The following is an 11,576-nucleotide window of genomic DNA, read 5'->3' on the forward strand; positions in this document are numbered from 1 at the left end:
ACCGCGGGCGTCGGTCAAACCATCGTCGGTACGGCCGCGACCCGGACCTGGTAGGAGAACTCCTCCGCCGGCTCCTCGGCGTACGACAGCCGGCGGATCTGCCGGTCGTCGGCCCAGAGGGCGACGTCGACCAGCACCCCGAGGTGGGCGAGGCCGATGTTGGCCACCCGCTTCTTGTCCTGCAGCACCGCGCACACCCCGCCGAGCAACGTGCTGGCGTCGGAGGTGCGGTGCCCGGGCGGGCAACGCAGGGTCAGGTCCACCTCGATCGGACCGGCGAGCGGGGTCCACCCGGTGCGCTGGGCCGCCGTGCAGGCGGCCTGGAGCAGCGCGCGGACCCTCGTCGCCTGCCGGTGCCCGGCGGCGAAGATGGACAGGGCCTCGGTCTTGACCGGGGGCAGGCCGCTCACCTCGAACGTCAGGGCGAGAGCGCGGGTGTCCTGCACGACGGCACCTCCTCGGGGGAATCCTGCCCAACCGGTACGCGAGCAGACGGCAGTTCCCGCGAGAACCAACCGATCGGGCGGGCGGTGGGGGACGGCCGGCGGCGTATCGACATCGGCGGCGACGCGCTGGCTACGGAGCTAGGGAAACGCTAGTCGAGTCGACTGACGCTGGGTAGTCTCCCCGCTCACGGAGTGGGACGGCGGTCAGCGGCGCGCGCGCTTCAGCTCGTGGAACGTCTCCAGACGCAGCAGCGGCAGCATCGAGTCCCAGATCGTCACGGCGTCCTCGACGCCGGGGACCTCGGTCAGGATCGGGCCGTGGATGCCCCGGCGGGCGTCCGGCACCATCAGCACCGGCGAACCGATGTCCGGCCCGGCGGAGCCGTACGCCAGGGCGTGCGACGCGTGGACCGCCTCGTCCCAGCTCTCGTCGTCCAGCGCGGGCGCCGCGTCGGCCAGGCCGGCCGCGTCCACCGCCGCCGCGACGACCCGGTCGCCGAGCGGGTCACCCGCGTCGTGGCTGCGCGTGCCCAGCTCCGTGTACAGGCGGCCCGCGTCGTGGTGGCGGCCCTGCGCGCGCAGCGCCTCCACCAGCCGCAGCACCCGCCCGGAGGCCGCCATCGCCTCGGCGTACTCCGGGGCGGTCTGCCCGTCGTTGAGGATGGCCAGGCTGAACGCCCGCCACTCGACGCCCAGCCCGCGCGCCTCGGCGACGGCGACCAGCCAGCGGGAGGTGCGCCAGGTCCACGGGCAGACCGGATCGAAGAAGAAGGTGGCGTCCATCACCACAACCTAGGCCGGGGAGCGGCGGGGCGCAGCGCGGCGGTCACCGTCACGTGACCGTGATGTTTCGCTTCGTCGCAGGTCGGGCACGTTCAGCCGCACGAAACGCCCGGGGCGTCGGGCGGACAGGCCGGTGCCTCGACCGTCTCGCCGTGCGCCGGGGCACGGGTGACCTCCCCGGTTCTTCGCCGAAGAGAGGGGGAGGGTGATGACGACAGTCCCCGACACGGCCGCGCGGCGGCCGGTGAGACGCGCGGCGGCTGCGGCCGCCGCGCTGGCGTTGGTGGCCCCGCTGGCCGCCTGCGGGTCCGGCGGCGACGGCGGCACGCCCACGATCAACCTGTACTACCCGCCGGAGCAGAACCTGCAGAAGGTGGTCGACGACTGCAACGCGCAGGCGCAGGGGCGGTACCGGATCTCGTACCGGGTGCTGCCGCGGGAGGCCGACGAGCAGCGGGTGCAGATGGTGCGTCGGCTCGCGGCGCAGGACACCGGCATGGACGTGCTCGGTCTGGACGTCACCTGGACCCAGGAGTTCGCCAGCGCGAAGTGGATCCGGGAGTGGACCGGCCAGGACAAGGCCGAGGTGGAGCAGGGCACGCTCGGCGGCCCGCTGGACACCGCCCGGTACGAGGACAAGCTCTACGCGGCGCCGAAGAACACCAACGTGCAGCTGCTCTGGTACCGGTCCGACCTGGTGTCGCAGCCGCCGAAGACCTGGGACGAGATGATCTCCGCGGCCCAGCAGCTCAAGCAGCAGGGCAAGCCGTACCAGGTGCTCACCATGGGCGCCCAGTACGAAGGACTGGTCGTCCTCTACAACACGCTGGCCGAGAGCGCCGGCGGGAAGATCCTCAGCGACGACGGCAAGAAGGCGGTGATGGACGCCGGGACCGTGCGCGCGCTGGAGCAGCTCAAGACGTTCGCCACGGCCGGCGTGACCTCGCCGTCGTTCAGCAACGCGGTCGAGGACCCGGTGCGGCTGGAGTTCCAGTCCGGGCGCGGCGCGTTCCAGGTGAACTGGCCGTTCGTGTATCCGGCCATGCAGGAGGCCAACCCGGAGCTGGCGAAGAACGTGAAGTGGGCGCGGGTGCCGGGGGTCGAGGCGGGCACCCCGAGCAAGGTCACCATCGGTGGGGTCAATCTGGCGGTCAGCACCTACTCGAAGCACCCGACCGAGTCGTTCGAGGCGGCCCGGTGCCTCCGCAACGCCGAGCACCAGAAGTTCTCCGCGGTCAACGACGGCGTGCCGCCGACCATCGAGGCGGTCTACGACGACCCGGAGATGGCTGAGGCGTACCCGATGAAGGAGACCATCCTGGAGGAGCTGAAGGAGCCGGCGGTGCGACCGCTGACCCCGGCGTACCAGAGCATCTCCACGGTGATGTCGGCGATCCTGTCGCCGCCCTCGGGCATCGACCCCGAGCGGACCGCGGACGAACTGCGCGAGGCGATCGCCGACGCGCTCGAGTCGAAGGGGGTCCTTCCATGAGCGTGAACGCGACTCCGGCGGGCGCCGAGGCCACCGTCGAGGCGGAGGAGTCGACCGGCCGGCACGCGGCCGTGCCGGCCCAGCGTGCCCGGCGGCGCGCCACCGCCCCGCTGAGCGAGAACAAGCGGGCCGAGCGACGCCTCGGCTGGCTGCTCTGCGCACCGGCCGCACTGGTGATGGTGGCGGTCACCGCGTACCCGATCCTCTACTCGGTCTGGCTGTCGTTGCAGCGGTTCGACCTGCGGTTCCCGGACGAGCGGCAGTTCGTCGGGCTGGAGAACTACGTCACCGTGCTGACCAACGACTTCTGGTGGACCGCGTTCGGGGTGACCGCCCTGATCACGGTGGTCACGGTCGCGATCGAGCTGGTGCTCGGCATGGGCCTGGCCCTGATCATGCACCGGACGCTCGTCGGCCGGGGCATCGTACGCACCGCGGCGCTGATCCCGTACGGGATCGTCACGGTGGTCGCGGCGTTCTCCTGGCGGTACGCCTGGACGCCCGGCACCGGTTACCTGGCGAACCTGTTCGACGGCAGCGCGCCGCTGACCGAGCGGGCCAGCTCGCTGGCGATCATCATGCTGGCGGAGATCTGGAAGACCACCCCGTTCATGGCGCTGCTGCTGATGGCCGGGCTGGCGCTGGTGCCGGAGGACCTGCTCAAGGCGGCCTCCACCGACGGCGCCACCGCGTGGCAGCGGTTCACCAAGGTGATGCTGCCGGTGATGAAGCCGGCGATCCTGGTCGCGCTGCTGTTCCGCACGCTCGACGCGTTCCGGGTCTTCGACAACATCTTCGTACTCACCAACGGTGGCAACGAGACCTCCTCGGTGTCGATGCTCGCCTACAACAACCTGATCCGGGGTCTCAACCTCGGCATCGGCTCCACGATGTCGGTGCTGATCTTCATCACCGTGGCGATCATCGCCTTCGTCTTCGTGAAGTTGTTCGGCACCGCTGCCCCCGGCAGCGACGATGGGGAGAGGCGCTGACATGGCCGTGGAAACCACCACCCGGGCGAAGCTGCGCTGGGGCGTGCTGGACCTCGTGGTCGTCGTCTTCGCGCTGGTGCCGGTGCTCTGGATCGCCTCGCTGTCGTTCAAGACCCCGGCCACGCTCACCGACGGCAAGTTCTGGCCGCGCGAGTGGACGCTGGAGAACTACCGGACGATCTTCGACACGGACCAGTTCGTCCGGGCGCTGGTCAACTCGATCGGCATCGCGCTGATCGCCACCGTGATCGCGGTGGTGCTCGGCACGATGGCCGCGTACGCGATCTCCCGGCTGGACTTCCCGGGCAAGAAGCTGCTCGTCGGCGTCTCCCTGCTGATCGCGATGTTCCCCCAGGTGTCGCTGGTGTCGCCGCTGTTCGAGATCGAGCGGCAACTCGGCCTCTTCGACACCTGGCCCGGGCTGATCCTGCCGTACATCACGTTTGCGCTGCCGCTGGCGATCTACACGCTGTCGGCGTTCTTCAAGCAGATCCCGTGGGACCTGGAGAAGGCGGCCAAGATGGACGGCGCCACCCAGGGGCAGGCGTTCCGGCGGGTGATCGCGCCGCTGGCCGCGCCGGGCGTGTTCACCACGGCCATCCTGGTCTTCATCTTCTGCTGGAACGACTTCCTGTTCGCGATCACGCTCACCTCGACCGAGCGGTCCCGCACGGTCCCGGTGGCCCTGCAGTTCTTCACCGGCGAGTCGCAGTTCGAGGACCCGACCGGGGCGATCTGCGCCGCCGCCGTGGTGATCACCGTGCCGATCGTCCTGTTCGTGCTCTTCTTCCAACGCCGCATCGTCTCCGGTCTGACCTCCGGCGCAGTCAAGGGATAGGTGGTAACAGTGGCCGACATCGTGCTGGACAAGGTGAGCAAGCGGTTCCCGGACGGGACCACCGCCGTACAGGACGTCGACCTGGAGATCGCCGACGGCGAGTTCGTCATCCTGGTCGGCCCCTCGGGCTGCGGAAAGTCCACCACCCTCAACATGATCGCCGGGCTGGAGGACATCAGCTCCGGCGAGCTGCGCATCGCGGGGGAGCGGGTCAACGACAAGGCGCCCCGGGACCGGGACATCGCCATGGTCTTCCAGTCGTACGCGCTCTACCCGAACATGACCGTGCGGGAGAACATGGCGTTCCCGCTGCGGCTGGCGAAGCTGGACAAGGAGACCATCAACCAGAAGGTCGACGAGGCCGCCAAGGTGCTGGAGCTGACCGCGCTGCTGGACCGCAAGCCGGCCAACCTCTCCGGCGGCCAGCGGCAGCGGGTGGCGATGGGTCGGGCGATCGTCCGCCAGCCCAAAGCGTTCCTGATGGACGAGCCGCTGTCCAACCTGGACGCGAAGCTGCGGGTGCAGATGCGGACCGTGGTGTCCCGGCTGCAGAAGCAGCTCGGCACCACCACCGTCTACGTGACCCACGACCAGACCGAGGCGATGACCCTGGGCGACCGGGTGGTCATCATGCGCGGCGGCGCGGTGCAGCAGGTCGGCCCGCCGCAGGAGCTGTACGACAACCCGCGCAACCTCTTCGTCGCCGGGTTCATCGGCTCGCCGTCGATGAACTTCCTGCACGCCGCGGTGGAGGAGGGACGGCTGCGCACCGCCCTGGGTGACGTGCCGATCGGCGAGCGGATCCGCCGCGAGCTGGAGGCCGGCGACGCGCCCCGCGAGCTGATCCTCGGCGTCCGGCCGGAGCACTTCGAGGACGCCGCGCTGGTCGACGACGAGACCCGGGCCCGGGGCCTGGAGTTCGAGGCGCCGGTCGACATCGTCGAGTCGATGGGGTCGGACAAGTACGTCTACTTCACCGTCGAGGGGGAGCGGGCCAGCGCCGCCGAGCTGGAGGAGCTGGCCGCCGACGCGGGCGCCTCCGACTTCGCCGGGGCCGGGTCGAGCCTGGTGACCCGCCTGTCGGCGGAGTCGTCGGTGCGCGAGGGCGAGACCCGCCGGGTGTGGTTCAACCTGGAGAAGATCCACCTGTTCGACCCGGGCAGCGGCCGCAACCTGACCCTGCACGAGGGCCGGGCGGCCGGCGCGCTCGCCGACTGAGCACGCTCACGCGCAAGGGCCGGTGGCGTACGCGCCGCCGGCCCTTGCGCTGCGCCGCCACCCGGGCCCGGTCACCAGGAGTGGCGCAGCTCCAGCTCGAGGAAGCGGGCGTAGCCGGCCAGGGCCGTGTCGACCCGGGCGCGCAACGCGACGTCGAACGGCACGAGCTGCCGCACCGTCACGGTCACCGCGCTCTTGCCCAGCGTGCGCTTCCAGGTGCCGACCACCCGGCCGTCGCGCACGACCGTGGACTGGAACATCCCGTTGTTGCCGGGCACCACGGCGTCGGCGTGCGCCGGGTCGAGCATCAGCGAACGGTCCTTGAAGCCGAGCAGGTACTCGTCGAAACCGGGGAGCGTGTGCACGTCGTCGACAGATGTGCGGGGCGCGTCGAGCAGCGCGGCGTCGACCACCGCCGCCTCGCCGTCGACCTCGACCGGGGCGAGCAGGTCACCGGCCAGCGCGAGGGCCCGTGTAGCGTCGGTGACGGTGAGCCCGCTCCAGCGGGCCAGCTCGTGCCGGGTCACCGGACCGTGGCCGCGCACGTAGCGGTGGGCCAGCATCGCCAGCGCCTCGTCCCGCTCCGGGCGGTACGGGTCGGGCACCCACTCGTCGAGCAGCACGAACGTCTGCTCGGCGCCGACGTGCGGGGCGATGCAGGTGATGCCGCGCTGGCTGGCGTACCAGAGCAGGTGGTAGCCGCGCTGGCCGGTGGTGTCCAGCCCGGCGTCGCGCAGCGCGGCCAGGCAGTCGGTGCGGCTGAGCCGACCGCCGCCGGACAGCGCCTCGCCGAGCACGTCGCCGGCCTGGTCGCCGTCGGCGACGGTGAGCCCGAGCTGACGCCAGCGGCCGGCGACGGTGGCCAGCGCCCGCACGCCGGTGACCGCCAGCATCCAGTGCGCGTCGCGCGCCGGCACCAGGTGCACCGTGCCCCGCATCGGCCAGGTGCGCAGCGCCTCGCGCCGCTCCAGCGCCGCCCGTACGTCGTCCTGGGTCCGGCCGGGCAGGCGTGCGCCGAGCGACCACGGCCCGCTGGCGGCGTCCTGTGCCTGCATGGCGCCGAACCACTCGACCACGTCGGCGACGCTCTTCGGCCGGGCGGTGGGGTGCGGGCGCAGCAGCAGGCTGGTCATCCGCAGGGCGAGCGCCTCGGCGCGGCTGAGACGTAAGGGCACGGGCGGCCTCCCGTCGGCGGGTGGACGGTCAGCATAGGCCCGGCGTCCGACGGCACCGGACGGACCGGACCGCCCCTGATCGCGCTGCGCCGGCCACGCTGCCGACGGAGCGCGATCCCCCGTTCAGGTTCCCGGCGCGGGGGCGGCGGTCGGCCGGCGCCGGTGCGACCAGGATCCCCGGCGCGCGCGGGCGGAAGGCCGATTGCCCACGGAACTTGCGCAAATCTTGAGCCGGGTCGCGCCCGGTCCGGCCGCCGGTCCGGGTACCGGAGGTCTCCGGCCCGGCCGGTCGGCGGCGGGCGGCGCGGCACGCCCGACGTTTGACGCGACAAGTAACGGGTAGTCGCCGGAGCTGACCCGAATCGAGGAGGAAACGTCTGATGGATGGCCAGGTCAAGGTCGCGGTGATCTACTACAGCGCGACCGGCATCACCTACCAGATGGCGCAGTCGGCGGTCGAGGCGGCCGGGGAGGCCGGCGCCGAGGTGCGCCTGCGCAAGGTGCGTGAGCTGGCGCCCGACGAGGCGATCCGCTCCAACTCGGGCTGGCAGGCGCACCGGCTGGAGACGCAGGACGTGATGGAGGCGCAGCCGGACGACCTGTCCTGGGCGGACGTCGTGATCATGGGCTCACCGACCCGGTACGGCATGATCGCCGCGCAGCTCAAGCAGTTCATCGACACCACCGGCCCGCTCTGGGCGCAGGGCGCGCTGGCGGACAAGGTGTACACCGGCTTCACCTCGACCGCGACCTCGCACGGCGGCCAGGAGGCGACGCTGCTGTCGCTGTACACGGTCTTCTACCACTGGGGCGGCATCGTGGTGACCCCCGGATACACCGACCCCAGCCAGTTCGTCGCCGGCAACCCCTACGGCGCCTCGCACACCAGCAACAACGGCGAGGTCGCCCCGGACCACGTGGCCCTGGCCGCCACCGCGCTGACCGCCAAGCGGGCCGTGCTGATGGGCGCCGCGCTGAAGAAGGGCATGGCCGGCTGACCGACCCGGGTGGGCGGCCGGTGGCCGGACGGGGGCTCTCGAACCCGTCCGGGCCACCGGCCGTCCTTCGCCCTACCCCCGATCGACCGCCCCATGCGCGCTCAGCGCCGGCCGGTCCAGCAGATGCCCGAGCAGGTCCGCCAGGACCGCCGTGCCGTCCTGGCTGAGCACCGACTCCGGGTGGAACTGCACCCCGGCGAAGCCCGCGCCGCGCAGCGCGTGCACCGCGCCGTCGCCCGGGTCGCGGGACAGCTCGACCGGGCCGTACGGGCCGGACACCCGGTCGGCGTCGGAGCGGGCGGTGAAGCTGGCGTAGAACCCGACCCGTCGGGTCACCCCGAACACCGGCACGTCCTGCGGCAGCCCCTGGTAGGGCGCGTCGCGGCGGTGCAGCGGCAGCCCGAGCAGCCCGGCCAGCAACTGGTGGCCCAGGCACACCGCCAGGGTCGGGCGGCCCGAGGCCAGCAGCTCGGCCAGGAGCGTCCGCAGCGCGGCCATCTTCGGCGCGGTCACGTCGCGCGGGTCGCCCGGGCCGGGACCGACCACCACCAGGTCGTACCCGTCGAGCGGGCCCGGGTCCGGCCAGTCGCGCCGGCTGACCGACAGGCCGAGCGCGCCGAGCTGGTGGGCGAGCATGCCGGTGAACGTGTCCTCCCCGTCGACGATGAGCGCCCGGCGGCCGGCCAGCCCGCGCAGCGCGATCGCGCCCGGCTCCCGCTGCTCCAGCCAGAACCGCGCCAGCGGGGTGTTGCGGGCGGCCAGCGCGGCCCGTACCTCCGGGTCGTCGGCGTGGCGGACGGCCGGCTCGACGCCCGGGTGCGGCGCCTCCGGGCCGAGACCCAGCGCGGCCAGCACACCGGCGGCCTTGGCGTGCGTCTCGGCCACCTCGCCGGCGGTGGTGGAGTGCCGGACCAGCGTGGCGCCGACCGGCACCCGCAGCGCGCCCTCGGGCGAGAACTCGGCGGTGCGGATGAGGATCGGCGCGTCCAGCGTCTGCCGGCCCTGCTCGTCGCGGCCGAGCAGGGCGAGCACCCCGGCGTAGTAGCGGCGGCCGGTGCGCTCGTGCCGGGCGATCACCCGGCAGGCGTTCTCCATCGGGCTGCCGGTCACCGTGGGCGCGAACATGGTCTCCCGCAGCACCTCCCGTACGTCCCGGGAACAGCGCCCGGCCAGCAGGTACTCGGTGTGCGCCAGGTGCGCCATCTCCTTCAGGTACGGCCCGACCACCTGCCCGCCGTGCTCGGCGACGACGGCCATCATCTTCAGCTCCTCGTCGAGCACCATGTACAGCTCCTCCACCTCCTTCGGGTCGTGCAGGAAGCGCAGCAGCGCGTCCCGGTCCACGGTCTCGCCCCGGTGCCGGAAGGTGCCGCTGATCGGGTTCATCTCGACCAGGCCGTCGGCGACGCTGACGTGCCGCTCCGGGCTGGCCCCGACCAGGATCCGGGTGCCGGTGTGCACCAGGAACGTCCAGTAGGCGCCGCGCTCGCGCACCAGCAGCCGACGCAGCGCGGCCAGGGCCGTGGCCAGCGGGTCGCCCTCCACGGTGGCCCGCAGGGTGCGGTGGATGACGAAGTTCGCCCCCTCGCCGTGACCGATCTCGTCGGCCAGCACCCGCTCGACGATCGCCGCGTACTCGTCGTCGGCGATGTCGAAACCGGCGTCGCGGGTGCGCACCGGCGCGTCGGGCAACGCGTCCAGCACCTCGTCGAGCGGTATCCGCCGGTGCCGCTCGACCGCCAGGTATTCCAGCGGCAGGCCGTCGTCCACGCAGTCGAAGCCGCGCTCGGTGATCTGTCGGAACGGCACCAGGGCCAGCGTGCGCGGGCCGGCCGCGCCCTCGGGCACGGGCAAATCGGCGAGCTGGTCGGCGGTGCGTACCGGACCGGCGAACAGGTCGACGTGGTCGGCGCCCTCGCGGCGGACGAGCGCGAAGGGGCCGGGGTCGAGGCCGGCGGCGACAGCGGCGAGCGGGTCGGACGGGCGGGTCATCGGGTCTCCTCGGTGGGCCGGTGGCCGCCGGTGAGGCGGCCCGGGTTGCCGGGGGAGACCGGCGGCCGCCTCGTGGGGCGGCCGCGTGGGGAAGCTACGCGCGGGGGTGGGCCGCCGGGTCGGCGGGCCACCAGCAGTTCGGGTGCGCGGGCATGGCGATCACTGTACGCGATCGGTCGGCGTCGGGGAACCCGATCGCGCGGGAGCGCGTACGGATCTTGGCTTCGCCGCCGGTCCCGCCGGGTAGGTTGACCGGCGATGGACATTCTCGCTCTGGACCTGGGCACCTCCTCGGTACGCGGGCTGGTGCTGGACGCGGACGCCGTGCCGCGCCCGGGCGCGCTGGCCCGCCGCAAGGTGCACCTGGCCACCGGCGACGACGGCACCGGGACGCTGGACGCCGCCACCTACCTGGCGTGCCTGGTCGAGTGCCTGGACGAGCTGGCCGCCGGTGGGCACCTGCGGCGGGTCGGCCTGGTGGCGACGTCCGCGCAGTGGCACTCGGTGCTGCCGCTGGCCGCCGACGGCACACCGTCCGGTCCGGTGCTGACCTGGCTGGACACCCGGGCCGCCCCGCCGGACGGCGACGGCGGTCCGACCGACCCGGAGGACTACCACCGGCGTACCGGCACCTGGTGGCACCGCTGTTACTGGTCGGTGCGGCTGCCCTGGCTGCGGGAGCGGTGCGGGGACCGGACGGTGCGGTTCGCCGGGCTGGCCGAGTACGTCCTCGGCGAGCTGCTCGACGCGGCGCCGATGTCCATGTCCCTGGCCTCCGGCACCGGGCTGCTCGACCTGCGGGACCTGGACTGGGACGCGGAGGCGTGCGCGCTGGCCGGCGTCCGTCCGGACCAGCTCCCGCCGCTGGCCCCGCCGGGCTGGTACGGCCGGCTGGGTGCCGGCTACGCGAGGCGCTGGCCGCAGCTGGCCGAGGCGCAATGGTCCGCGCCGATCGGCGACGGGGCGGCCTCCAACGTCGGGTCCGGCTGCGTCGACCCGTCGCGCGCGGCGGTCACCATCGGCACCTCCGCCGCGGTCCGCATGATCCAGGCGGTGCCGGCCGGTACGGAGCTGCCGCCGCTGCCCGACCAGCTGTGGCGCTACCGGGTCGACCACGACCACGTCGTCACCGGCGCCGCGTACTCCAGCGGCGGGAACCTGTTCGCCTGGGCCGACCGGGAGCTGCGGCTGCCCACGGGTGCGGAGCTGGAGGCCGCGCTGCACCGGGCCGCCGCCGACCTGGTCGTGCGGGCCAATCCCCGCTTCGGCGGCGACCGGCCACCCGGGACGGCGCCGGCCGGCTCCGGTGAGCTGCGCGGGCTGAGCTTCGGCACCACCGCCGTCGACATCCTCGCCGGGCTGATGGCCGGCCTGTGCCGGCTCGTCGCCGACGACCTGGCCCAGCTCGAGGCCGGCGTGGGCGAGCCGATGGAGGTGGTGCTCGGCGGCGGGGCGTTGACCGCCTCACCCTGGTGGCGCGGGGCGTTCGCCGACGTGCTCGCCCCGCGTACGGTCCGGTGGCAGCGCAACCCGGAGATCGGGGCGACCGGCGCCGCGCTGGTGGCGCTCGGTCGGGTCGCCGAGGCGATCGACATCGGCGGCATCGGCCGGACGGACGAGGGCGCCGCGCCGAACACGTGAC

10 protein-coding genes are annotated in these 11,576 nt (G+C 73.1%); 6 read left to right on the top strand and 4 right to left on the bottom strand.

The genetic code is table 11. From position 1 onward, the window contains the following. Positions 1–14: 14 nt before the first annotated feature. Positions 15–446 carry a RusA family crossover junction endodeoxyribonuclease gene (locus GA0070622_RS12855; RefSeq protein WP_091573521.1) on the bottom strand — a complete coding sequence of 144 codons (432 nt, stop codon included), beginning with the start codon at positions 444–446 and terminating at the stop codon, positions 15–17. Between the two features lie 204 nt (positions 447–650). Continuing rightward, positions 651–1,229 (bottom strand): DsbA family protein, encoded by a 579-nt coding sequence (locus GA0070622_RS12860; RefSeq protein ID WP_091573522.1) that lies wholly within the window; start codon positions 1,227–1,229, stop codon positions 651–653. Positions 1,230–1,437: 208 nt separating this feature from the next. On the opposite strand from GA0070622_RS12860, the gene GA0070622_RS12865 reads away from it, so the two are divergent. The 4 genes from GA0070622_RS12865 to GA0070622_RS12880 are packed head-to-tail and all read left to right on the top strand — an operon-like array spanning position 1,438 to position 5,769. Beyond that, the gene (locus GA0070622_RS12865) at positions 1,438–2,721 is read left to right on the top strand and encodes an ABC transporter substrate-binding protein (protein ID WP_091573523.1); all 1,284 of its coding nucleotides are present in this window, start codon (positions 1,438–1,440) and stop codon (positions 2,719–2,721) included. Next, positions 2,718–3,713 (top strand): carbohydrate ABC transporter permease, encoded by a 996-nt coding sequence (locus tag GA0070622_RS12870; RefSeq protein WP_091573524.1) that lies wholly within the window; start codon positions 2,718–2,720, stop codon positions 3,711–3,713. Before GA0070622_RS12865 ends, GA0070622_RS12870 begins: the two co-directional genes overlap by 4 nt. A gap of 1 nt (position 3,714) precedes the next feature. Further along, positions 3,715–4,551 carry a carbohydrate ABC transporter permease gene (locus GA0070622_RS12875; RefSeq protein WP_091573525.1) on the top strand — a complete coding sequence of 279 codons (837 nt, stop codon included), beginning with the start codon at positions 3,715–3,717 and terminating at the stop codon, positions 4,549–4,551. 9 nt (positions 4,552–4,560) lie between these two features. Beyond that, on the top strand, positions 4,561–5,769 hold the full coding sequence (locus tag GA0070622_RS12880) for an ABC transporter ATP-binding protein (protein WP_091573526.1): 1,209 nt from the start codon (positions 4,561–4,563) through the stop codon (positions 5,767–5,769). 71 nt (positions 5,770–5,840) lie between these two features. On the opposite strand, the gene GA0070622_RS12885 is transcribed toward GA0070622_RS12880, so the two are convergent. Continuing rightward, entirely contained in the window at positions 5,841–6,944 is a 1,104-nt protein-coding gene (locus GA0070622_RS12885; protein WP_091573527.1) for a winged helix DNA-binding domain-containing protein, read from the bottom strand. 380 nt (positions 6,945–7,324) lie between these two features. On the opposite strand from GA0070622_RS12885, the gene wrbA reads away from it, so the two are divergent. After that, positions 7,325–7,942 (top strand): NAD(P)H:quinone oxidoreductase, encoded by a 618-nt coding sequence (wrbA, locus tag GA0070622_RS12890; RefSeq protein ID WP_091573528.1) that lies wholly within the window; start codon positions 7,325–7,327, stop codon positions 7,940–7,942. Between the two features lie 72 nt (positions 7,943–8,014). Here wrbA and GA0070622_RS12895 read toward each other — a convergent pair whose 3' ends face one another. Further along, positions 8,015–9,934: an anthranilate synthase family protein gene (locus tag GA0070622_RS12895; RefSeq protein WP_091573529.1), complete on the bottom strand. Its 1,920-nt coding sequence runs from the start codon at positions 9,932–9,934 to the stop codon at positions 8,015–8,017. Between the two features lie 258 nt (positions 9,935–10,192). On the opposite strand from GA0070622_RS12895, the gene GA0070622_RS12900 reads away from it, so the two are divergent. Next, complete coding sequence (locus GA0070622_RS12900; protein ID WP_091573530.1) at positions 10,193–11,575, top strand: FGGY family carbohydrate kinase; 1,383 nt, start codon at positions 10,193–10,195, stop codon at positions 11,573–11,575. The last annotated feature ends 1 nt before the right edge of the window (position 11,576 follow it).

The organism is Micromonospora sediminicola (genome assembly GCF_900089585.1).
In the GTDB taxonomy this organism is placed as follows: domain Bacteria; phylum Actinomycetota; class Actinomycetes; order Mycobacteriales; family Micromonosporaceae; genus Micromonospora; species Micromonospora sediminicola.

Excerpts from the sequence above, each read along its gene's own strand:
- GA0070622_RS12860 (WP_091573522.1), bottom strand. The coding sequence starts at position 1,229 with ATGGACGCCACCTTCTTCTTCGATCCGGTCTGCCCGTGGACCTGGCGC.
- GA0070622_RS12865 (WP_091573523.1), top strand. The coding sequence starts at position 1,438 with ATGACGACAGTCCCCGACACGGCCGCGCGGCGGCCGGTGAGACGCGCG.
- GA0070622_RS12870 (WP_091573524.1), top strand. The coding sequence starts at position 2,718 with ATGAGCGTGAACGCGACTCCGGCGGGCGCCGAGGCCACCGTCGAGGCG.
- GA0070622_RS12875 (WP_091573525.1), top strand. The coding sequence starts at position 3,715 with ATGGCCGTGGAAACCACCACCCGGGCGAAGCTGCGCTGGGGCGTGCTG.
- wrbA (WP_091573528.1), top strand. The coding sequence starts at position 7,325 with ATGGATGGCCAGGTCAAGGTCGCGGTGATCTACTACAGCGCGACCGGC.
- GA0070622_RS12895 (WP_091573529.1), bottom strand. The coding sequence starts at position 9,934 with ATGACCCGCCCGTCCGACCCGCTCGCCGCTGTCGCCGCCGGCCTCGAC.
- GA0070622_RS12900 (WP_091573530.1), top strand. The coding sequence starts at position 10,193 with ATGGACATTCTCGCTCTGGACCTGGGCACCTCCTCGGTACGCGGGCTG.